General features: G+C 50.9%; 19 protein-coding genes and 1 riboswitch. Of the genes, 10 read left to right on the top strand and 9 right to left on the bottom strand.

Translation table 11 applies throughout. The annotated features are described in order from the left end of the window. Positions 1-19: 19 nt before the first annotated feature. Positions 20-119, top strand: a riboswitch (purine riboswitch). 76 nt (positions 120-195) lie between these two features. After that, positions 196-1221: an adenosine deaminase gene (locus AC6R1A_RS09465; RefSeq protein WP_500634100.1), complete on the top strand. Its 1026-nt coding sequence runs from the start codon at positions 196-198 to the stop codon at positions 1219-1221. Between the two features lie 5 nt (positions 1222-1226). Here AC6R1A_RS09465 and AC6R1A_RS09460 read toward each other — a convergent pair whose 3' ends face one another. The 4 genes from AC6R1A_RS09460 to AC6R1A_RS09445 all read right to left on the bottom strand — a co-directional run bounded on the left by AC6R1A_RS09460 (position 1227) and on the right by AC6R1A_RS09445 (position 7065). Next, complete coding sequence (locus AC6R1A_RS09460; RefSeq protein WP_500634099.1) at positions 1227-2531, bottom strand: anti-phage deoxyguanosine triphosphatase; 1305 nt, start codon at positions 2529-2531, stop codon at positions 1227-1229. Positions 2532-2582: 51 nt separating this feature from the next. Then, positions 2583-5078 (bottom strand): bifunctional diguanylate cyclase/phosphodiesterase, encoded by a 2496-nt coding sequence (locus AC6R1A_RS09455; protein ID WP_500634098.1) that lies wholly within the window; start codon positions 5076-5078, stop codon positions 2583-2585. A gap of 59 nt (positions 5079-5137) precedes the next feature. Next, complete coding sequence (gene yfbR / locus AC6R1A_RS09450) at positions 5138-5737, bottom strand: 5'-deoxynucleotidase (protein WP_500634097.1); 600 nt, start codon at positions 5735-5737, stop codon at positions 5138-5140. 113 nt (positions 5738-5850) lie between these two features. After that, the gene (locus AC6R1A_RS09445) at positions 5851-7065 is read right to left on the bottom strand and encodes a pyridoxal phosphate-dependent aminotransferase (protein ID WP_500631687.1); all 1215 of its coding nucleotides are present in this window, start codon (positions 7063-7065) and stop codon (positions 5851-5853) included. Positions 7066-7286: 221 nt separating this feature from the next. Between AC6R1A_RS09445 and AC6R1A_RS09440 the strand changes: the two genes are divergently transcribed. The 7 genes from AC6R1A_RS09440 to AC6R1A_RS09410 all read left to right on the top strand — a co-directional run bounded on the left by AC6R1A_RS09440 (position 7287) and on the right by AC6R1A_RS09410 (position 14855). Next, positions 7287-8615 carry an isochorismate synthase gene (locus AC6R1A_RS09440; RefSeq protein ID WP_500634096.1) on the top strand — a complete coding sequence of 443 codons (1329 nt, stop codon included), beginning with the start codon at positions 7287-7289 and terminating at the stop codon, positions 8613-8615. After that, a complete protein-coding gene (gene menD, locus AC6R1A_RS09435) occupies positions 8616-10352 on the top strand; it encodes a 2-succinyl-5-enolpyruvyl-6-hydroxy-3-cyclohexene-1-carboxylic-acid synthase (protein ID WP_500646175.1) in 1737 nt (578 codons plus the stop codon). Then, positions 10342-11175: a 2-succinyl-6-hydroxy-2,4-cyclohexadiene-1-carboxylate synthase gene (menH, locus tag AC6R1A_RS09430; RefSeq protein WP_500632377.1), complete on the top strand. Its 834-nt coding sequence runs from the start codon at positions 10342-10344 to the stop codon at positions 11173-11175. The genes menD and menH overlap by 11 nt, the downstream gene beginning before the upstream one ends. Positions 11176-11222: 47 nt before the next feature. After that, positions 11223-12089, top strand: coding sequence for a 1,4-dihydroxy-2-naphthoyl-CoA synthase (gene menB / locus AC6R1A_RS09425; RefSeq protein WP_334550914.1), 867 nt, complete (start codon positions 11223-11225; stop codon positions 12087-12089). Positions 12090-12100: 11 nt separating this feature from the next. Beyond that, positions 12101-13087 carry an o-succinylbenzoate synthase gene (gene menC, locus AC6R1A_RS09420; protein ID WP_500631683.1) on the top strand — a complete coding sequence of 329 codons (987 nt, stop codon included), beginning with the start codon at positions 12101-12103 and terminating at the stop codon, positions 13085-13087. 39 nt (positions 13088-13126) lie between these two features. Further along, on the top strand, positions 13127-14533 hold the full coding sequence (gene menE / locus AC6R1A_RS09415; RefSeq protein WP_500631682.1) for an o-succinylbenzoate--CoA ligase: 1407 nt from the start codon (positions 13127-13129) through the stop codon (positions 14531-14533). 127 nt (positions 14534-14660) lie between these two features. Continuing rightward, the gene (locus AC6R1A_RS09410) at positions 14661-14855 is read left to right on the top strand and encodes a hypothetical protein (protein ID WP_334550910.1); all 195 of its coding nucleotides are present in this window, start codon (positions 14661-14663) and stop codon (positions 14853-14855) included. A gap of 14 nt (positions 14856-14869) precedes the next feature. Here AC6R1A_RS09410 and AC6R1A_RS09405 read toward each other — a convergent pair whose 3' ends face one another. From AC6R1A_RS09405 to AC6R1A_RS09395, 3 genes are all read right to left on the bottom strand, one after another. After that, on the bottom strand, positions 14870-15793 hold the full coding sequence (locus AC6R1A_RS09405) for a YeiH family protein (RefSeq protein ID WP_500632918.1): 924 nt from the start codon (positions 15791-15793) through the stop codon (positions 14870-14872). 156 nt (positions 15794-15949) lie between these two features. Continuing rightward, positions 15950-17821 carry an MFS transporter gene (locus AC6R1A_RS09400; RefSeq protein WP_500629708.1) on the bottom strand — a complete coding sequence of 624 codons (1872 nt, stop codon included), beginning with the start codon at positions 17819-17821 and terminating at the stop codon, positions 15950-15952. 18 nt (positions 17822-17839) lie between these two features. Next, a complete protein-coding gene (locus AC6R1A_RS09395) occupies positions 17840-18430 on the bottom strand; it encodes a TetR/AcrR family transcriptional regulator (protein ID WP_500631699.1) in 591 nt (196 codons plus the stop codon). 214 nt (positions 18431-18644) lie between these two features. Here AC6R1A_RS09395 and AC6R1A_RS09390 point away from each other — a divergent pair, with 214 nt between their 5' ends. Together AC6R1A_RS09390 and AC6R1A_RS09385 are read left to right on the top strand one after the other, a co-directional pair. Further along, on the top strand, positions 18645-19514 hold the full coding sequence (locus AC6R1A_RS09390) for a Tim44 domain-containing protein (protein ID WP_500631679.1): 870 nt from the start codon (positions 18645-18647) through the stop codon (positions 19512-19514). A 130-nt stretch (positions 19515-19644) separates the two neighbouring features. Continuing rightward, positions 19645-19968, top strand: a complete 324-nt coding sequence (locus tag AC6R1A_RS09385) for a DUF1244 domain-containing protein (RefSeq protein ID WP_500631678.1) — start codon at positions 19645-19647, stop codon at positions 19966-19968. 142 nt (positions 19969-20110) lie between these two features. On the opposite strand, the gene AC6R1A_RS09380 is transcribed toward AC6R1A_RS09385, so the two are convergent. After that, positions 20111-20521: a phosphate ABC transporter substrate-binding protein gene (locus tag AC6R1A_RS09380; protein WP_334550902.1), complete on the bottom strand. Its 411-nt coding sequence runs from the start codon at positions 20519-20521 to the stop codon at positions 20111-20113. 10 nt (positions 20522-20531) lie between these two features. Beyond that, entirely contained in the window at positions 20532-21683 is a 1152-nt protein-coding gene (locus tag AC6R1A_RS09375; protein ID WP_500625877.1) for a hypothetical protein, read from the bottom strand. Positions 21684-21722: the final 39 nt, after the last annotated feature.

The raw sequence follows: 21722 nt of genomic DNA, 5'->3' as shown, positions 1-21722 counted from the left end.
TCGTTTTCACCGTAAGGCCATCATTGGCGCTGCGGTGCTTCGTATAATCCCACTGATACGGTGTGGGAGTCTCTACCTGGAGCCGTAAATTCCAGATTACGAAGAGATAAGTGCAAGTCGCTTTTCTCTTTGTATGTCTGAAATTCGTCAAGGGAAAAGCGTTTGTTGTGAAAGTGTCATTAAGAGGCGACAAACGTGAATCATACTGCTTTTATTCAAAACCTACCCAAAGTTGAACTCCACTTACACATTGAAGGCACCTTAGAGCCCGAGATGATGTTTGAGCTTGCTAAGCGCAACCAAATAGACCTGCCCTTTGCGACGCCTGAGGCGGTCAAGCAAGCCTACCAGTTTACCAATCTTCAATCGTTTTTAGACATCTACTACCAAGGCGCCAATGTGCTGATTGAAGAGCAAGATTTCTACGATTTGACGTGGGCTTACTTGCTGCGCTGTGAGCAAGATAATGTGATGCACACTGAGATCTTTTTTGACCCGCAAACGCACACCGCGCGGGGTATTGCCTTCTCTACCGTGATCAACGGCATCACGCGCGCTTTGGATGATGGCCAGCAAAAGCTCGGCATTACTAGCCAAGTGATCATGTGCTTTCTTCGTCATTTGGATGAAGAGAGCGCGATCGACACGCTTGAAGAGGCGATGCCGTTTAAAGAGAAGATCGTTGGCGTAGGACTCGATTCCTCAGAACTTGGCCACCCTCCAGAAAAGTTTGAACGCGTGTTTGCCAAGGCGCGTGAGGCGGGCTTTTTGACCGTGGCACACGCAGGCGAAGAGGGGCCAGTCGCTAACATCACCAATAGTTTAGATAAGCTGCATGTGGCGCGAATCGATCATGGAGTGCGTTGCAGTGATGATCCAAGCTTAGTCGCCTCGCTTGCACAATCGCGCGTGCCGTTGACGGTCTGCCCACTATCAAACATCAAGTTAAAGGTCTTTGATGAGATGGCGCAGCACAACATTGTGGACCTATTGCGCCAAGGGCTTTGTGTGACGATTAACTCTGACGATCCCAGTTACTTTGGCGGTTACATGAGCGATAACTTTCTTGCGGTTGCCGGCAGCCACGCACTGAGCCGCGATGAACTGGCCATGTTCACTCGTAATGCGATTGAAGCCAGTTTCATTTCACAGCAAGAAAAAGCGCGCCTGAATGCCCAGCTTAGTGACTATATGGAAGCAGGGCAGTCCGAGCGTAGCTAATCGCGTTATTGAGACGAAAACAGCTGTTGGTGTAGGCGCTGAGCGTGGCCATCGGTCATTGAGGAGATGTAGTCGGCTATCACGCGATAGCCGTCTTTGCTCTGTGTCCACTGTTGGCGCACTTCGATCGGCAGCAATCGCTCTGGATCGGCGCTCAGCGCTTCAAAGATGTCCATAATGATCTGTTGGCCTTTATATTCGACCACCTGAACGTGGGGCACTTGAATCACATAGTCGCTGACAAAGCGCTTGAGAATATCCAGTGCTAGCGCCATTTTTGGCTCCAAAAAGGCATTGAAAGCCAACAAGTCACAATCGAATGGCGCATCCACCGGCTTGATAGAGACGCTGGTCAGCAGGGCGTTGACCATACCGCCAATGGCATCTTTGCGCTGAAAGTGCGTGCCGGCAAACAGCATTTCAGTGATGGAGTCTATGTGCTGCTCAAACCAACTCTCACCGCACTCCGACAACTGGCTCGCCGCGCCCTCTATCCATTGATGACGGGTGACCAGACCAAGCACTATGGCATCTTCCAGATCGTGTACACCGTAGGCAATATCATCAGCCAGTTCCATAATGGAGCAATCGAGCGACTTAAATCGCGTTTTGTGGTGCCCTTGGCCGCTTGGCGCTTCACGCAGCTCGCTAAAGCGCGTTTTGTCCGCTTGAGAGAGCGGTTGCAGCATCCAATCAAAGGTGACTTGGTCACAATCATAATACCCTTTCGCAGGCGACCACTCTTTGGCTTTTAATCGCCGTTGATGAGAGACTGGCGGTGGCGTGTCGGCGGAGCAAGTTTGGCTGAGCGGCGCTGGGTATTTCATCAACCCAAGCAGAGTGCGCCGAGCAAGGTTCATACCAAAATGCTCGGTGTAGGGCTCAAGCTGGGTAACAATACGAAAAGTTTGCGCGTTGCCTTCAAAACCGCCGTGGTCGCGCATCATGTAGTTCAGGGCGACTTCGCCGCCGTGCCCATAAGGCGGGTGGCCAATATCGTGCGCCAAACATAACGAATCAATTAAGCTATCGCTAGGCAGTAGGTCACGAAACTCAGGCTGCTTCTTTTTGATTTGCGCGACAATACCTGTACCGAGCTGAGCGGCTTCAAGCGAATGGGTGAGACGGGTGCGGTGAAAATCATCAAAGCTGGTGCCATGCACTTGGGTTTTGGCCTGCAAACGACGAAACGCCGCAGAGTGGAGGATTCTTGCTCGATCGCGCTGGTATGGGCTGCGATGATCGTCACGGCGAATTTTATGTTCATCGTCGTGGCGCATCAGCCACGCCGGGTCCAAGTTGAAATCCATCAGCACATCACCTTTCGAACGTTACGTGTTTAAACCTCGAGTATGCCTAGCTTACGATGGATTGCCAATCTGCTTTATCAAATCCTCAATAGACAGAGGTTTAGCATAGAAATACCCCTGACCTAAATTGCAGTCGTACTCGATCAACTGCTGGCTTTGCTCTTGCGTTTCTATCCCTTCGGCGACCACTTTCATCTTATGCGCTTTGCCGATGGCGATGATCGCTTTGACCAGCGCATCACTCTGTTTGTTGAACAGCATTTTATCGACGAAGCTGCGGTCAATCTTGATCTCGTTAATCGGTAGATTGCAGAGGTAGCTCAGAGACGAGAACCCAGTCCCAAAGTCATCCAACGAGACTGCAAAACCGCTCTCTCTGACTTGATTAAGGATTGGTGTGACCATTTCTAAGTCATCAATCAGGACGTTCTCGGTGATTTCAACCGTGATGCGGCTGCGGTCGATCTGCTGTTCATCAATAATACGAGTGAGCTGTTCAAGGAAGTTTTTCGCCATCAATTGGCTCGGCGAAATGTTAATGGAAAGACCCAGCGCATCCTGCCCATTGGGGAAGTGCGCAATGATGTGCTGACACGCATGGCGAATGACAAATTCGCCAATTTGATGGATAAGACCGATCTCTTCTGCTTTGCGGATCAGCTCAATCGGTGACACATGCCCAAGCTCAGGGTTATGCCAACGCAGAAGCGCCTCTACCGATTCAAACTGGCCCGATTGCAGATTGATCTGCGGTTGGAACACCATATAGAGTTCATTATTCCTGATGGCGTTTCTCAGCTCTTTTTCTAGAGTCAGCTCGTACTGGACACGCTTGTTAATTGACTCATCAAAGAACAATACGCGCCCTTTACGGCGGGCTTTTGAGGTATAGAGCGCCGTGTCGGCGCGAGTGATAAGCTCTTCCGGATTTAAGCCATCTTGCGGATAGATAGCGACACCGATACTACAACTGGTGGAGATCACTTTGCCATCCACCACCATTTCTTGTTTAAAAATATCGCGGATTTGATGGGCGATCTCTTCAGCATCGAGCACTGAGCCCAGTTGTGGGAAGCAGAACACAAATTCATCGCCGCCAAAGCGCGCTACCAGTGAGTGATCATTGAGCATCTCGGTAAACTGATGGCCGACATAGGTTAGCAGCTTATCACCCACAGAGTGGCCAAAGGCGTCGTTGACCTTTTTAAAGTCATCAATGTCGACAAACATGATCGCCGTGAGCGGTGTTTCTTGATTGGCATTGCGAATCGCCTCTTGAATAAACTCAATCAAGAAGGTGCGGTTGGGCAACTCGGTTAAACTGTCGTGCAGGGCTTGATGTTGCAGCTCACTTTTGGCCTCTTGCAACTGGGTAAAGTCACGCGAAATCTGCTTTTGCATGATGCGATAACGTAGCCCAACACGTTTACCGACCACCCAAGAGAGCAAACCTAAAATGCCACAGACCAGAATGCTCGCCAGCAAGACCTGATTGAGCTCTCGCTGATTGCTCTGTGTGATCTGTTGCTCGCGATCCATGAGAAAATCTTCGACGGGCTTGAGGTAAACGCCTGTCCCGACGATCCAATCCCAGTCGGGCAAGTAGGTGACATAGCTGAGCTTGTAGGAATCTTCGCTACCGAGCGGCGTTTGGCTTGAGTGGTAACGGACAAAGCCACTGCCTTGGTGGGCGGTATCGACAATGGCTTGAATGTACTGAAAGCCGGTTTTATCGGTAGCGTCTAAGCGTTCAACACCGAGCAGCGCTTTGTTGGGGTGAGAGAGCATCGCCCCTTTGCTGTCCATGATGAAAATGTAGTCGTTGTTGCCGTAGCGATAATCTGAGATGCGTTCAATCAAACGTTGTTTGATATCTTGCTCGACATCCACCACGTACTCACCGGTACCAATAAACCAATCGTAGGGCTCAAACAGAGCCACATAGCCAATTTTGTCGAACTTTTGATCCAAAGCATTGGGTTTGTTCCAGTGCCAACGGTGGTAGACACGCTGTTGATTGCTGACCATTCGGGAGAGGTCTCGAGTGAGGTACGAACCATTGACATCTTGAAGATCCCACATGTCCGTTCCTTCTAACTGGGGAAGAATCGGATGCATGACATTGGTACCATCGAGCTGATAGACAAAGAAATACCCGCGCCCTTGATTGAATCGAATGGGTCTGAGCGCTTCGGTGATCGCCTTTTTGATGGTCTCTTCGGGTTGGCCTTCATACTGGCGATATAAGTTTTGTGCAATGGCGAGGGCTTCTTCAACGCGCTGTTTAATGTCTTGGCGAAGCAGATCTTCGGTGCGTTTTTTCTCAAACTCAATCTGATCGACAATATTGGTCACGCGATTTTGGATGCTTTTGCGCTGTGTGGTGTAGAAGTTGTCGCGCAGGTAGTTGACGTCTTTTTCGAGCGCAAAGCGATTTTCGTTGACGATTAAGGCCACAATGACAATCGCAAATGTGACCATTAAGGTAAGCGGCACATACTGAATGAACATCAGCAGTTTTTTATCATTAGAGATACCGTCCTGCACTACACACCTCGTCTTAGGGCTTTTTGATTAAGTGTAGACAGAAAGTACTAGCTTACCAGTTAACTTATCTCATCGAGAGAGAGCTCAAAACTCGGGGCGAAGGTGTTGAGGAAGTACTCCATTTCGGGGGTATGGCGCTCTTTTAGCGTCACATCGAGGCGCTTTTTGGCCAAGGCGTATTCATGGTTGCCCGCACTGAGCTCTTCCAAGCATTTGAGATAGGCACAGATGGTGTCGGCTTGCTTAACGATGGCAGCATCGTCACTGTGCGCTTGATGAGAAACTAAGTAAGGCGCGAAGTCTTCTTGGAACTCTTCCGGCAGCATGGAGAGCAATTTCTTTTCGGCCGCCGCTTCGATTTTTTTGTACTCTTTGGCGATCTCAGGGTTGTAGTATTTCACCGGAGTGGGTAAATCGCCCGTCAGTACTTCACTGGTGTCGTGATACATGCCGAGCAGCGCGACACGTTCTGCGTTGACTTGGCCGCCAAACTTCTTGTTTTTGATAAGCGCCAGCGCGTGGGCGACAAAGGCGACTTGCAAGCTGTGCTCGGAGATGTTTTCAGTCGATACAGAGCGCATGAGCGGCCAGCGCTGAATAAGTTTCATACGGGCCAAATGGGCGAAAAAGTGGCTTTCTTGGGGCTGATTGGATGGCATTTCTCTACCTCCTAGAAATGAAAAAAGGACACGGGGTCGTGTCCTTAGCATAAGAAAATTCGGCGGCGATTACTATTGCCGAATCGCTGATTACACCACGGTGCCGAAGCGCGTTATTGGCTGTAACCGGAGAGGAATTTCTCAAAGCGGCCAATGGCCAGTTCCAAGTCTTCAACATGGGGCAATGTCACGATGCGGAAGTGATCCGGTTTGGGCCAGTTGAAGCCAGTGCCTTGTACCAGTAGCACCTTCTCTTGGATCAGAAAATCCAACACCATTTTTTGGTCATCTTTGATCTTGTACATCTTTGTATCAATTTTAGGGAACAGGTACATCGCCCCCTTAGGTTTGACGCAAGAGACGCCAGGGATTTGGTTGATCAGCTCCCAAGCGCGGTCGCGCTGCTCCAGCAATCGACCACCCGGTAAGATCAACTCATTGATACTTTGATAGCCACCGAGCGCGGTTTGAATTGCATGCTGCATAGGCACGTTGGCACACAAACGCATCGACGCCAGCATGTCCAGGCCGTTGATGTAGCCCTGCGCCAGGTGTTTTGGCCCGGTCATAAACATCCAGCCGCCACGGAAACCACACACACGGTAGGCTTTAGAGAGACCATTGAAGGTCATCACCAGCACATCTTCAGTCAAGGTCGCAACTGAGGTGTGCGTCGCACCATCGTAGAGCACTTTGTCGTAAATCTCATCGGCGAAAATGATCAACTTGTGTTGGCGCGCAATTTCAATCACTTCCAATAGGAAATCACGGCTGTAGACCGCGCCGGTTGGGTTGTTTGGGTTGATCAAAACAATCCCGCGGGTTTTGGGCGTGATTTTCTTCTTGATGTCATCCAGATCGGGGTACCAATCGGCTTGCTCATCACACAGATAGTGCACCGCTTTACCACCTGACAGTGCGACTGACGCTGTCCATAGTGGGTAGTCCGGTGCTGGCACTAGCATCTCTTCGCCGTTGTTGAGTAGCGCTTGCATCGCCATCACGATCAGTTCCGACACGCCGTTACCGATGTAGACGTCTTCCACATCAAGCGAGCGAATACCTTTACGTTGGTAATGTTGCACGACCGCTTTACGGGCCGAGTAAATGCCTTTGGAATCGCAATAACCTTGTGATGTTGGGAGGTTACGAATCACATCGACCAAGATTTCGTCAGGCGCGTCGAAGCCAAATGGGGCGGGGTTGCCGATATTGAGCTTTAGTATTTTGTGTCCTTCTTCCTCCATGCGCTTAGCATGTTTCAGTACAGGACCCCTAATGTCATAGCAGACATTGTCGAGTTTTGACGACATCCCGATATTTTGCATTGGCAGCAACCTAAAAATAATTGAATTTCTTTATTAAAGTAACTCAATTCAACGTTATTTAGAATAAAAATCTGAATGATTGCGGCTATTTAGTGAGCTTGTAGCACGCGTATTATCACAGGAATTCGCAAAACATTGCTTGCATCCTTGATTTGAGTAGGGTCAATAAATAGAGTAGCGGTATAAAATTGAATAATGATCTCTTTGCATACGAGGCTGATTTGTCCCATTTCCATCAAGCAGTCACTGAACTGATAGAACGCGTCAAGCAAGCAGAAGATGGCACCGCCCGTCTGGTTCAAGCTCTTGAAGACAAACCAGAATGTTCAATGATCGATTGGCTGGATGCTCAGCCGCTTTTCCCTAAATTTTACTGGCAATCCCGCGATACTCGTGAAGAGGTGGTGGCGCTCGGTCAGTGGCATACTTTCGTTGACCCGGCTCCCGCTTACGCAATTTTATCGGCAGATCAGCGCGTATGGGGAGGGCGAGCGTTTGATGGTGACGATGAAAAAAATCGCCGTTGCATGCCGTCGTTTTTCTTCTTACCTCAAGTGGAGTTGATTCGTCTTGATGATCAATGGTCTTTGGCGGTCAACCTCAGCCCAGACAAATCGCGCACCTTGATGGCGCTAAACAAATTGCGTTGCGAGGTGGCCAAGCTTAAGCCTTTAAGTGCCAACGTTCAGAGCATGACCCATAGCCCAGAGCAGCCGCAGTGGCATGATTTGGTCGACAAAGTGTTGCACGGTATCGATCACGATCAGTTTAAAAAAGTGGTGCTCGCAAGGCGCACCGATGTGGCGCTAGACCACGCGATCAGCGCTGCGCAACTGCTTAAATCCAGCCATGAGCAAAATCACCATAGCTTCCATTTTATGTTGGCGCTAGACAGCAAACACAGCTTCGTAGGGTCAACGCCAGAGCGGCTCTATGCCCGCCAAGATAATGAGCTGCACACCGAAGCCTTAGCTGGCACGATTGGTCGTGGGCAAAGTGCGACGCAAGATATGGCGCTCGCCAATTGGCTAGCCAATGACAGCAAGAATCTCAACGAAAACCAGTACGTGGTGGATGACATAGTGCAAAGCCTCGCGCCGTTTTCTTCCCATGTTGAGGTGGAGCAAGAGGCGCGTTTGGTTCGGCTAAGAAAAGTGCAGCACCTTAAGCGCACCATTCACGCCACGCTGCACTCGGGGATTAACGGTGTGCAGTTGCTTGGCGCTTTGCAGCCAACGGCGGCGGTCGCCGGTTTGCCGCGTCAGGCGTCGATCGATTTTATTCGCCAAAACGAGCCGTTTGCGCGCGGTTGGTACGCTGGTTCTATGGGCTTTATTAGCCATCAACGCGCCGAGTTTTGCGTGGCGATCCGCAGCGCTTTGGTCTTGGGGGAGACAGTACAGCTCTTTGCCGGGGCAGGGATTGTGCCCGGCTCTGTGGCTGAGCACGAGTGGCAGGAGCTGGACAAAAAAATGTCGACGCTACTGTCACTGTTTGGCCATCAATCACCGCCTTTTTGTCAACGCTCATCATTAGGAGTGGCTTCGTAAATGCCCCCACAAACCCATACACAAGCGGTGACAAATCGTCTTTGGTCGCGTGTTTTACTGGAAGAATTATCTCGATTTGGCGTGCGTCACGTCTGTGTCGCGCCTGGCTCGCGTTCAACGCCGTTGACCCTAGAAGCCCATGCCAATGCACATTTTACCCTGCACACCCATTTTGATGAGCGAGGTTTAGGCTTTCTCGCTTTAGGGCTGGCCAAAGCCAGTCAACAACCGGTCGCTATTGTTGTCACCTCTGGGACGGCGGTGGCCAATCTTGTGCCTGCGGTTGCTGAGGCCAAGTTAACCGGCGAGCCTTTAGTGGTGCTCAGTGCTGATCGTCCCCCGTCGCTGGTGGATTGCGGCGCGAACCAAGCGATCAATCAAATAGGATTGTTCTCAACCCATGTCACTAACAGCTTAAATCTGCCTATCCCTGCGGGTCGAGAGGCGTATCCTTGGCTGCTGACATCGGTTGATAACCTGATGGCAAGCCAGCAGCGCGAGGGCGGTGCGGTGCACATTAACTGCCCGTTTCCTGAGCCTCTCTATCTCAGCGTGGAGGATGAACCAGTCTTGGCGCAAAGTCTCGATACGTTATGCCCTGAGCTGGCTAAGTGGACGCTATCATCCACACCTTATTCGAAAAAAAGTGCTGCTCAGCACAGTGAGCCTTGCCATGTTCCTAATCTGGCGGGCAAGAAAGGCGTGGTGGTAGTGGGGAGTGTGGGAGTAGAGGAAGCCAAACAAGCCAAACACTTAGCCGACACATTAGGTTGGCCGGTGTTTTGCGATCCGCAGTCAGGCGTCAGTTCGCCTTGGGCACACTACGATTTATGGCTGCAAAATTCGCGTTTTCGCTCTCAGCTTGCATCTTGCGAGTGCGTCCTACAGTTTGGCTCGCGTCTGGTCTCTAAACGTTTGGTGCAGTGGATAGCCGAGTGCGTTACCCACTCGGGCGCTGAGTATCACTATGTGTCACCTCACCCTGCGCGCAATAACCCGAACCATCTGCCACAGCATCATCACGAGGTGGATATTGGCCGTTGGATTGAGAATGTCCAAGCGATCATGCCCGCAGCGGTAAGCCGTAAAATCGGATGGGCGGAGGGCTTAATAGAAGCGAGCGCGCAAACACGTCGCCTAGTGCAGCAGTTCAATGTGAATGGCGCGCTCAGTGAAGTCTCCGTGGCCATGTCGTTAGAATCGTTGCCCGATGAGGCATCGCTCTTTATTGGCAACAGTTTGATAGTTCGCTTGGCGGATATGTTTACTGCGTTGACGCCGAGAGAGGTGTTGAGTAACCGCGGCGCATCGGGCATTGATGGCTTGATCGCCACCGCAGCAGGCGTTGTTCGTGAGCGTCAAACGCCGACTGTGGTGCTGCTTGGCGATACCTCCGCACTTTATGATTTGAATTCACTTGCCCTGTTCCATCATGAGCCAACGCCGGTGGTGATTGTGATTACCAACAACGATGGCGGCGCGATTTTTGATTTGCTACCGGTCCCAGATAGGGAGAAGCAAGCTCTGTATCAAATGCCGCACGGTTTTCATTTTGAACACGCCGCGGCGCAGTTTGGCCGTGCGTATCGTCAGCCAAAGACGCTGACGGACTATCAGCACTGTTTAGCCACGCACCTCAAGCAGGGAAGTGGCGCACTCATTCTTGAAGTTGTTACGCCCGCGGGTGAGGCGTCGAGTCATATTCGCCAATGTGTTAGTCAGATCCATGCTCTCTAGTCAGTTCTTCCCTGCCGATGATGTTCAGAAAAAAGACAGTATTCAGCAAGCTGATGACGCGCCGCTATTGGTGTTTCTTCACGGCTTTCTTGGTTCGAGTGACGACTGGCGTGAGACGCTCAGCTATCTGAGCGAGTTTGATCGACTTTGCCTCGATCTTCCGGGCCACGGTGAGAGTGTCGGCATCCACACCGAGTCATTTTCGACTTGCTGCGCACAGATCACCAAGAGCGTGTTGGCGAGATTGCAGAGTGAGCAAATCTCTTTGGAGCGACCTATAGTGGTAGTGGGTTATTCGCTTGGCGCTCGCCTTGCCATGATGGGCACGGTGAAGCGCGATTTTGCGCCGCTGAGTATCCAAGCCTTGCTGCTAGAGGGCGGCAATTTTGGCTTGCAAGACGAAGCACAGCGCCACGAGCGATGGCTCAGTGATGCTCAATGGGCCCGCCGCTTCAACGAGGAGCCGATTGAGCAGGTATTGAACGATTGGTATCGCCAGCGCGTATTTAGTTCACTAAAGGATGCGCAAAGACAAACTCTTATCGCCAAGCGCAGTGATAATCTAGGCCCCGCGGTGGCCAAGATGCTATTAGCAACGTCTTTGGCGAAGCAGCCAGACTGCTTAGACGCACTGCGCCAACTCACCCTGCCAATCACCTATGTCTGCGGTGAGCAGGATGAGAAATTTAAACAACTTGCACAGCGCAGCAGGCTCCACCTCTGCTGCGTTGAGAATGCGGGGCACAATGTTCATGTTGAACAGCCCCAACGCTTTGCAGAGCAGGTGCGCGCGCAGTGTATTGCGCTTGCCGCTCGCTCCTAGACATTATGCCCCGCTCGGTTGGGCTACAAGACAAAACAGGAATCATCATGGCTAAAACAGTCGGTATCTCAGAAGAAGAACTCTACGCTCCCGTTCATTGGCGTGATTGCAGCGCCGAATATGAAGACATCCACTACCACAAATCGGACGATGGCATTGCTAAAATCACCATCGCGCGACCTCAGGTGCGCAATGCGTTTCGCCCTTTGACGGTCAAAGAGATGATCCATGCACTCGCGGATGCGCGCTACGATGAGAGTGTTGGGGTGATCATTCTGACTGGGCTAGGCGAAAAAGCATTCTGTTCAGGCGGCGATCAAAAAATTCGTGGCGACTACGGCGGCTACCAAGATGATTCTGGCACTCACCATCTCAACGTGTTGGACTTTCAGCGCCAGATCCGCACCTGTCCAAAACCCGTGATCGCCTCGGTGGCCGGTTGGGCGGTGGGCGGCGGCCACGTATTGCACATGATGTGTGACCTCACGATTGCCGCAGACAACGCCCAATTTGGTCAAACAGGACCCAAAGTGGGCTCTTTCGATGGCGGTTGGGGCGCCTCTTACATGGCTAGAATTGTTGGGCAAAAGAAAGCGCGTGAAATCTGGTTCTTGTGCCGTTTTTACGACGCCCAAGAAGCGCTCGACATGGGGCTGGTGAATACCGTTGTGCCTCTGGAAGAGTTAGAAAAAGAGACGGTGCGCTGGTGTCGTGAAACCTTGCAACACAGCCCAATGGCGCTGCGCTGTCTGAAAGCGGCGTTAAATGCGGATTGTGATGGTCAGGCGGGTCTTCAAGAGTTGGCAGGCAACGCAACCATGATGTTCTACATGACCGAAGAAGGCCAAGAGGGTCGCAACGCTTTCAATGAGAAGCGTCGCCCTGACTTCAATAAATTCCCACGCAATCCGTAAAGGAGTTGGTGATGAGAACAGCCAAACTGTACCGCTACGAACTGCCGATGGACAGTGGCGTGATCCTGCGCGAGCAACGTTTGACTGTGCGGGAAGGCTTTGTGATTGAGCTTTGCTGTGATGGTCATACTGGTCGTGGTGAAGTCGCACCGTTACCCGGTTTTAGTGTGGAGAGTCTCGATGAGGCCTACGCGCAATTGGTTGAGCAGCTTTCTTACTGGCAACTAGGCCAAGAATTGGCGCTGGATACGCTGCATCCTTCGGTGGCCTTTGGTCTATCGATGGCGCAATTGGAGCTCGACAACGCCTTGCCGGCAGAGGGCTGTTTTCAGGCCGCGCCGCTTTGCTCGGGCGACCCGGATGAGCTGTTGCCCAAACTGGCGGGGATGAGCGGGGAGAAAGTCGCCAAAATCAAAGTTGGCTTGTACGAGCCTATCCGAGATGGCCTCTTGGTGAGTCTATTCCTTGAGTCGATTCCCGATTTGACGCTGCGCCTTGATGCGAACCGAGCATGGAGCGCGGACAAAGCGGCGCAATTTGCTAAGAAAATCGCGCCGTCGCTACGTCAACGTATCGCTTTTATTGAAGAGCCATGTCAAGCGCCGGGGGACAGCTTCTCCTTTGCCATCAACACTGGCATTGCGATTGCCTGGGATGAAACACTGCAACACGCCATGCGCAGCGAGGATTTCTCACTGCATGATCTCAATGGCGCCAAAGCGATCATCATCAAACCGACTTTAATTGGTTCGATTGAACGCTGTAAATCGCTGATTGAGCAAGCGATGTCGCTTGGGATCAAACCGGTGATCAGCTCAAGTATTGAGTCAAGCCTTGGCTTGACGCAACTGGCGCGCCTTGCCCATTGGTTGCTGCCGGAGACGATTCCAGGTTTAGATACCGTCGGATTGTTTACCGCGCAACTTGAGGTCCCTTGGCCGGGCTGTGAGCTGCCGGTTACGCCTCTGTCGTCGCAAAGTCTCATCTGGCAATGTTAATCGCCGCTGTGAGAGGCGAGCACTATGATGGAAGGCTTCATGTTGTCACCAGTTAGACAATGGGCGCAGCAGTGCCCATTGCAACTGGCCTTGCGCACGCCAGAGCGAGACTATACTTGGGCAGAGCTGTCTGATGTGGTCAGTGAAACAGCATCGACTCTCGCTCAGCAAGGTGTGGGACAGGGTGATGTGCTCACCTGCATCGATAAAAACAATTCGGAACTCCTGTTTGTGTTGTTGGCGTGTATGGAGCTAGGGGCCATTTGCGCCATCAGCATGCCCGGTAGTGAGCAGGAGAGGGCGCAAAAGCTTTCTACGTTGTATCCCGCATCCAACGCTGTGAAGCAGTGGTCTTCTCGCCAAGATATTCGCAGTACCCTCCGCTTAGACTTCTCTGCCAACCAGCGACAACGCCAAGAGAATTTTTCTCACAGTTACCACCCAGATAACCTCGCGACGCTAATTTTTACCTCAGGCTCGACTGGGCCTGCTAAGGCCGTCGCCCATACACACGCGCAGCATTTGGCCTCAGCGACGGGTCTATTGACGCACTTTTCTTTTCAGCCTGAAGATTGCTGGCTACTGAGCTTGCCGCTTTATCATGTCTCTGGGATGGCGATCGTCTATCGCTGGTTGGTCAGTGGCGCGCAGCTCAAAATCGGCACGGGTGAGTTGGCGCGCGACATTCAACAGGTAACTCACGCCTCGCTGGTGGCGACGCAGCTTAAACGTTTACTCGATAGCCAACAGCCTTTACAGCTGAGTCGTGTGTTGCTTGGTGGCAGCCATATTCCGCTAGAGCTTAGTCAACAAGCTGCGGATCGTGGTATCGACACCTGGCTGGGGTATGGGTTGACGGAAGCGGCCTCGACCGTGACAGCAAAACGCGTGGATGGCAAAGAGAGCGCCGGTGTGGTGTTACCCCATCGCCGCGTGATGGTGCACGACGGGCGGATTTTGATTGGCGGTGAGACGCTCGCCTCAGGTTACTACTTTCAAGGTCAATTGACCCCGCTCCCGAGGGTTAGCGTGCCGGGGCAGGGGGATGGGTTTGATAGTAAAGATTTAGGCCAGTGGCAGGACAATGAGCTGTGTATACTTGGCCGCGCCGACAACTTATTTATCTCTGGCGGCGAGAATGTACACTGCGAAGAGATAGAAGCGGCGCTCTGTACCCACAGTGCGATTCGTCAAGCGATTGTGGTGCCCGTTGACGACGCCGAATATGGCCAGCGGCCAATCGCAGTTCTCGATGCCAACGCAATGCCCGATAAAACCGAGCTAGATTCCCACCTAACACCACTATTAGCCAAGTTCAAATGGCCCATCGGTTACTATTTGATGCCCCCTGAATTGACCCAAACAGGCATCAAAGTCTCACGTTATAAGGTTAAGAAGTTGCTAGTTCTAGTTCCTAGAGTAGGGCTTTCTCCTTCTAGGAACTAGAAACTAGCCACTCGCCTCTCCTCACCCATTAGGTCTTTTGGCAATATCACAGACCAAATCTGAATTTCGTTTTGTTATTCCTCTCTTTCATAATAACCGCTAGTTTAAATGATGATGGGAATAAGCAATGAATGCGATCTTGATCGTCGCGGTGGTGATTCAGATTATTGTCGCGACGCAAAGCGAGGGTGTGATGCGCTCGTTGTGCGAGCTCACGGCTTTCCTGTTGGTCATTGTGTTGGTTTTTCGTCAGCGTCAGCGATTGAGCCCACGTCGCAGAAAGCAAGACAACAAAGTGATGATCGAACCAGAAGATCTCTAACGTCGGTTCGCGCGTTAACTGAGCATTAGCCAAGTCAGTGAACCGCTTGAAATCAACACCCATAAGGTGATGCCAAACAACAAGGGCTTGGGTCCGGTAGCTTTCAATTTTTCTAGCGAAATACCACATCCAATCAAAAACAAACAGACCACTAATGCGCGTTTTGCCAGCGCGAAAAGGCCTTCATAGAGCACCTGAAATTGCGGTAGCGCATCACTCACTCCGATCGCGGCGCAGTAGAACACGATGAAATAGGGAATGGTGACCTTTTTTGCATCGCTGTGAAAAATCCACGCACTCACCAGAGCCACAGGCACTATCCATAACGCACGCGCTAACTTTAGCGTGGTTGCGGTGGTAAGTGCTTCCTCACCGTATGCCGAAGCGGCGCCGACCACCGAAGAGGTGTCATGGATGGCGATGGCGGCCCAAGTTCCGAAGGTGTGTTGGTCGAGGTTGAGGGTGTGCCCAATCAACGGAAACACAAATAAAGCGACCGAGTTAAGCACAAATACAGTTGCCAGTGCCAAGCCAATTTGCTCATCTTTCGCATTGATCGCCGGTGATACGGCGGCGATGGCGCTGCCGCCACAAATCGCGGTGCCTGATGAAATTAAATAGCCGGTGACCGTGTCCAGCTTAAGCTTCTTCGCTAGCCAGCCACCGATGAGCAAGGTGCCAACGATGGTCGTGATAATCAGGCCGATGCCATCCGCGGTGACGCTGATGGCTTGCTGAAATTGAATACCAAAACCCAAGCCAACAATGGAGTAGGCGAGCAGCTTTTTGGTGATTTTTGCAAGCGGGATCGACGCCGGTACCCAGCCCATCGACGCGATCAAAAAGCCAATCACCAGTGCGGTGGGTGACGAAATCCAGGGCGTTAAACACAGGGCCAGTGCTGCCCAGAAAAGCCAAGTTGAAGAGGATCGGATCATCGTTGCTCTAAGTGCCTACAGAAACGTGTTCAGTGAATAACGTCAGTCTAAAGCAGTTTTGTTGTTAAGTAGATTAGTATGATTTGAACAAGCGTTAAGTTTTTCTTAACGCTTGTCTTCACAGTGAGCGCCTGTATCAAGTCGTGTGCGGGGTGATTATCGCCAATCGCCGCGCAGTTCGAGCACGCGTTGCTTCATCCCTTCGGCGGAGGCTTCTTGCGGCGTAACCGGCTCTCCGGCTTCGATTTCAATTCTCGACCAGAATCGACTCGGCAAGCCTTTGCAGGCACTGCCTTTCACGCGACTAAAGTAGCTGCCCCACATGCCTTTCAGAGCGACGGGAATCACAGGGACAGGGCTGCGTTTAAGAATGATGTCCATACCGCGCATAAAAGGGCCGATTTCGCCATCAGGCGTCAGTGTGCCCTCAGGGAAAATACAGACGATGTGTCCCTCTGCCAGCGATTGTTCCACTTCGCTGAACGCGCGGCGGATAGAGCCTCGGTTTTGCGCGCAAATCGGAATCACGCCCGCCCGCTTTAAAAAGCGTTTTAGCGGAGGAAGATGGGCGTACTCTTCATGCATCACAAAACGAATCAAACGCGGACACACCGCGCTCAGTAGCAGCGCATCCATATAACTGACGTGGTTACAGACAATCAGTGCGCCGCCCTGTTCGGGCAGATGGTGTAAGTTTTTGTGTTTGACGCGATAGGCGCTGTGCGTCAGCACCCAAACCAAAAAACGCACCGCAAAAATCGGCACTTGCAGGAAGAGATAGAGCGCGACTAAGGCATTCAACACCGACAGCAGAATAAACAACTGCACTATGGAGAGGTTGAGTAAGCTCAGGCACACAATGCCCATCACAGCACTGCCTACCATAAAGAGTGAGTTGTAAATATTGAGCGCCGCAACGACCTGCGCGCGCTCATTCTCCTTTGAGCGTTGCTGCATTAACGCATACAGAGGCACGATAAACAGACCGCCAGAGGCGCCCAGCAGTAGCAGATAAACAAACACTGGCCACAGTGCTGAGTGGCTAATAAACGCGTGGAACGTAGAAAATTCAGGCAATTGATCAGGGACAGCGAGCGCCATTAGCAGACCAAACAGGGTAATTCCGGCACTGCCAAGTGGCACGATGCCAATATCGATGCGATTTTTCGATAGCTTGTCACACGCCATGGAGCCAACCGCAATGCCGACTGAAAACAGCGCGAGCAGGAAGGAGACCGCGGCTTCATTACCACTTAAGTGCAGTTTGGTGAAATTTGGGAACTGAGTCAGGTAGGCAGCGCCTAAAAACCAGAACCAACTGATCGCCATTAAAGTTTGAAAGACGGTTCTGTCGCGTTTTGCAATCGCAAGTGTACGGCGTGTCTGTTGGATAGGCTGCCAACGAAAGGTCAGGTTTGGGTCGCTGGCTGGGGCAACCGGAATTGATCGGCTCGCGAGATAACCCGCAATCGCAAACACCACGACGGCGCCCGCCGCAACGTATTTGGCGTTCTCTGCGGAGGCAATGACGCCAGCGCCCAGTGTGCCAAGCAAAATCGCAAGAAAGGTGCCGGTTTCGACTAAGGCGTTGCCGTTCACCAGTTCATGTTGCTTAAGCTGAGAAGGTAATAGGGCGTATTTTATCGGTCCGAAAAACGCCGATTGGGTACCCATCAAAAACAGTAACAAGAGCAAAATAACATAGCTTTCGGTAATAAAACCGACAGCGCCAAGGCACATAATGGCAATTTCGGCCAATTTGACTTTACGAATGAAGCCCGCTTTTTCGTATTTGTCCGCCAATACTCCCGCCGATGCCGAGAATAAAAAGAAAGGCAAGATGAACAGGCCCGCAGCGAGGTTGATGAATAAGTTGCTAGAGATGGGGAGCGCGTTTGCGCCCGCGAACGCGACAAACAGCAGCAAAACATTCTTGAAAATGTTGTCGTTAAACGCGCCAAAAAACTGAGTAATAAAATAGGGTAGAAAGCGCTGCTGTCGAAGAAGCGAGGTCTGGGGCTCTGACATGAAGGGGCCTTTTATTGATTACCAGCTTTTAAGATAGCTCGAAAGTAAATTTTCGATAAGCACTTTGCCCTCAATCGGCTCATCAGCAAAAAACTTATCATCGACACTGAGTAAGGTAATGCCGTGAACGCCCGCCCACAACACGCGACTGGCTTTCACCACCTCTTGATCTGAGCGATGAGGGGCAACGGCTTTCAGCAGATGTTCCAGCATGCTGGTCATACCGTCAATGCGCTGTGCTTGCCATTCGGGCAGCTCTTCCCCGTTCATATTGTGCTCAAAAATGAGCTGCCAACGGTAAGGGTGGCGTGCCGCAAAGTCGTGGTAGCAATAGGCAAGCTCATATAAGGCTTTGGTGCTGTGGTTACAACGTTCAACGACCTTTTTTGACTCAAGCGCGAGTTCGTCCAGTGTTTGAGCGACCGCGTGTAAGAGCAGCAGGTTGTAGTTGCCAAACACATTCACCAAGGTGCTCGGAACATAGCCGATTTTGTTCGCCAGCTTACGCAGGCTCAGCTCATGATGAGAGTGAGTCGTGAGGAACTCTTTTACCGTGTCTAAGGTGAGTGCGATCAGCTCTTCGCGAGTGTGGTCGTTGCGTCTGGCCATAAAAAGGGGATGAAAATGAACAATGTTCAATATTCTAATAAGCACCTGTTCGATCCGCAACAAAACAATCACTAAATTGGGGCGTTTCCTTGCGGATAGCTGCAATATTCTGATACATCATAAACCCAGCTTCTGGTTTCTTTATCAAGGATGTCTGGGTATTATGCGATGATAACGAAAACTTCATCCTCAAATGGAAACTCTAAGGAAAAATATGAAACGTTTGTTTTCCCTAGTTGCTCTACTCATGGTCTCTGTCGCCATGACGCCTGTTGCCGAAGCGAAAAAGTTCGGTGGTGGTAAATCTTTCGGTAAAAGCTTTAAAACAGCCCCTGCGCCGAAGCAGCAGCAACAAAACACCAATACGCTGGGTAAAGACCAATCGACCAAAGCACCGAGCTCAAGCAAAAAAGGCTTAATGGGCGGCTTGCTTGGCGGTCTGCTGGCTGGTGGCCTGCTCGCGGCATTTTTCGGTGGCGCGTTCGAGGGCATCCAATTTATGGATATTCTCATTCTCGGTTTGATCGCCTTTGTGATCTTCAAATTTATGCGCGGTATGCTGGGCGCAAAACAGGGCAGCATGAATCAACATCGTCAGCAACCTGCTTTTGGCGGCAGCGCACCCAAGTTCGAACAGCCGAATGTTCACAACTTTGAACAAGCGTCTGCGTCTTCTACGGGCGGTTTTGGTGCACAGACTGATGTGCCACACAACACGCCACCGGGTTTTGACCAAGCGGCCTTTATCAACGGCGCGCGTGAGCACTACCGCATTTTGCAAGGGGCGTGGAACCACAATCAGTTGGAGACCATTGAAGAGTACGTGTCACCAAGCTTGTTTGAAGACCTAAAAGCAGAGCGTGCGAAGCTAGAGGGCGATCAACACACTGACGTTATGTACGTGGATGCGGAAATCGTGCGAGCGGACTACGACGCGTCAAAAGCGCAACTGAGCCTACAGTTTAGCGGTCGCTACCGTGATGCGGTGGAAGGCGTTGAAGAGAATATCGAAGACATCTGGCACCTAGAGCGTGACTTAACCGTCGACAATGCGCCATGGTTGATTGTGGGTATCCAAGGATAATATCCTAGGGCAAGAAATAGTATCCTAAGGTAAGAAATAGTAACCTGATGTAAGAAAACGCCCATTTCGATGGGCGTTTTTTTCACCTCTCCATGATTGACCTTAACAACCAAAACAAGGAAAGAGTAACGTGGCTGAATTTAAGTACCAACACCTCTCACAGGAAGAGCAAGACAAACTCGATGCCGCTGTGTTTCGTCGCTTGCTGTCACACCTCGATGACAATAAAGACGTGCAAAATATCGACCTGATGATCTTGGCGGGTTTTTGCCGTAACTGCTTTAGCAAATGGTACAAAGCCGAGGCGGACAACCAAGGGTTAGAATTAGACATTGATGACGCACGCGAGCGTGTTTACGGTATGACTTACGATGAGTGGAAGCAAAACCATCAACCTAAGGCTACCCCAGAGCAGTTGGCTGCCTTTGAAGCTCGTCAGAATCGCACCAAATAGCGAGTAGTAGCTACAGAGCGAATCAAAGCAGTAGCAAACGTCAGAGACAAAAAAGCCAGCGCAGGTTCCACCTCGCTGGCTTTTGTTTAGATTGCGCCTATGTTTAGATTGCGACTATGTTTAGATTGCGTTTAGGGGCGGTTTAGAGCTTAAGAAGCACCTTAACATCGCCCGTAACAGCAGACTCATCCACATAGCCAATCGCGCTGGCATTCGAAGAGACTTCCGCAATCACGCCGGCGTAATCCGCCACTTGAACAGGCGCTTCCGCTTTACCCGTGAAGACCAAGCGTGACCAGGCCGATTGCAGCTGAGACTCACTGCGACCCGTGGCGATTTCATGAAAAGCAATACGCCCAGCGTCACCATCAGCCAGCTCAACGATACGCGCAGTTGAGCCATTGTCGAGCTTGGTTTTTTTGCCCATAAAGAGCTTTTTCACATCACCTGCTGAAAGTGAGTCCACACCAGCCGGATTACCAATCACGACCATACCTGCTAGCGCATTGAATGAAAGGGCAGAAGCCGCTAATAAAGTGATCAGTTTTTTCATCGCTTCCTCCTTAGAATACAAAGTCTAGACGTGCAGAGTAGACGAAGGTGTCTTGCTCCAAAAATTCAGAATATGAACTGTTTATATTTGTTTGATAGCCGCCTGATGTATCTTTGTAGTCAACGTATGTAACATCAAATTTTAGAGCCATATTTTGATAAAAATCCCAACGGCTACCCAGAGAGTATGAAATGCGCTCGTAGTTAGAGATCTTATTTAGGGCAAGAGCGGTTTGGTATGCTGATTGATCCGAAACGGCGAGCGCGAGGCTAGGTTCGGGACGTTCATCATCATCCGTGGTTTCTACCCAGCTTGAGGCTATGTAAGGAGTAAATTCGCCAATACGATACCCGACTAAGCCAGAGAGTGAACGAGTGTCATAGAATTTTCCGTCCAATTGAACGTCGGTACCTTCGACATTAACGAGTAAGTCGCCATTATCGTACTGTGCTCCGAGGGAAATAAACTGCCCATCTTTGTCTTTGGCTATCACAGAGAGGTTACAGCCATCGCTGCTGTCAGTACATTGTGGATCTGCTGTTGCTCTAAAATATGAGCCACGTAAAGTAATATCTTCGTAGTTCCAACTCGCCGATAAACCCATTAATTTGTTGAGTTTCACCTCACCAATGCGAGAATCATCTTCGTCTACTGTACCAATCCCAACTACTGGTTGAATAAGCAAGGTTGATTCATCAAAGTCGACTGGTATTAGGAGCTCAGCGCCAGTATACCCTTTTAAGACAATGTTCTGATACGTCTCTTGAGAGGGTCTCAACATTGGATAGGCGTATCCTAAGTCGATGTAATCCGAGTAGAAAAACAATGGTAGGCGTAACTTACCAGCACGAGCGGTGAAAGAGTCAAATTCGTAGGCAAGGTAAGCCATTTCAAATTTTGGATCGTAGTCATATTGACTGTTTGCAACAATTTGAGTGACAAACTTAGCTCGATCATTCACTTGGAAGTCAAACTGAATTCCGGCGAGTGTTTCTTGTTCCCACTCAACGTTGTCATCAGTGTATCCTGCATAGCCGACATCATTGTCTGCTTTACCGATACCAACGGAACCAAATCCTCCGATAGATAGGTCTTCTAAACTGGCAGCGTTAGCGCCAAATGCGGCGAGTGCCACACAGCTTGCTAGAATCGTTCTTTTCATCCTGAACTCCACTACTTTATGTTGGGGGTTATCATAGTT

The organism is Vibrio sp. R10-SG3-ISO3 (genome assembly GCF_059834225.1).
This window is presented reverse-complemented; position numbering and strand designations above follow the sequence as displayed.

Bases quoted from the DNA above. Each gene is read 5' to 3' on its own strand.
- AC6R1A_RS09390 (WP_500631679.1), top strand. From the start codon at position 18,645: ATGAAACGTTTGTTTTCCCTAGTTGCTCTACTCATGGTCTCTGTCGCC.
- AC6R1A_RS09445 (WP_500631687.1), bottom strand. From the start codon at position 7,065: ATGCAAAATATCGGGATGTCGTCAAAACTCGACAATGTCTGCTATGAC.
- menH (WP_500632377.1), top strand. From the start codon at position 10,342: ATGCTCTCTAGTCAGTTCTTCCCTGCCGATGATGTTCAGAAAAAAGAC.
- AC6R1A_RS09400 (WP_500629708.1), bottom strand. From the start codon at position 17,821: ATGTCAGAGCCCCAGACCTCGCTTCTTCGACAGCAGCGCTTTCTACCC.
- menB (WP_334550914.1), top strand. From the start codon at position 11,223: ATGGCTAAAACAGTCGGTATCTCAGAAGAAGAACTCTACGCTCCCGTT.
- AC6R1A_RS09460 (WP_500634099.1), bottom strand. From the start codon at position 2,531: ATGGATTTCAACTTGGACCCGGCGTGGCTGATGCGCCACGACGATGAA.
- yfbR (WP_500634097.1), bottom strand. From the start codon at position 5,737: ATGCCATCCAATCAGCCCCAAGAAAGCCACTTTTTCGCCCATTTGGCC.
- AC6R1A_RS09410 (WP_334550910.1), top strand. From the start codon at position 14,661: ATGAATGCGATCTTGATCGTCGCGGTGGTGATTCAGATTATTGTCGCG.
- menC (WP_500631683.1), top strand. From the start codon at position 12,101: ATGAGAACAGCCAAACTGTACCGCTACGAACTGCCGATGGACAGTGGC.
- menD (WP_500646175.1), top strand. From the start codon at position 8,616: ATGCCCCCACAAACCCATACACAAGCGGTGACAAATCGTCTTTGGTCG.
- AC6R1A_RS09375 (WP_500625877.1), bottom strand. From the start codon at position 21,683: ATGAAAAGAACGATTCTAGCAAGCTGTGTGGCACTCGCCGCATTTGGC.
- AC6R1A_RS09395 (WP_500631699.1), bottom strand. From the start codon at position 18,430: ATGGCCAGACGCAACGACCACACTCGCGAAGAGCTGATCGCACTCACC.
- AC6R1A_RS09405 (WP_500632918.1), bottom strand. From the start codon at position 15,793: ATGATCCGATCCTCTTCAACTTGGCTTTTCTGGGCAGCACTGGCCCTG.
- AC6R1A_RS09380 (WP_334550902.1), bottom strand. From the start codon at position 20,521: ATGAAAAAACTGATCACTTTATTAGCGGCTTCTGCCCTTTCATTCAAT.
- menE (WP_500631682.1), top strand. From the start codon at position 13,127: ATGTTGTCACCAGTTAGACAATGGGCGCAGCAGTGCCCATTGCAACTG.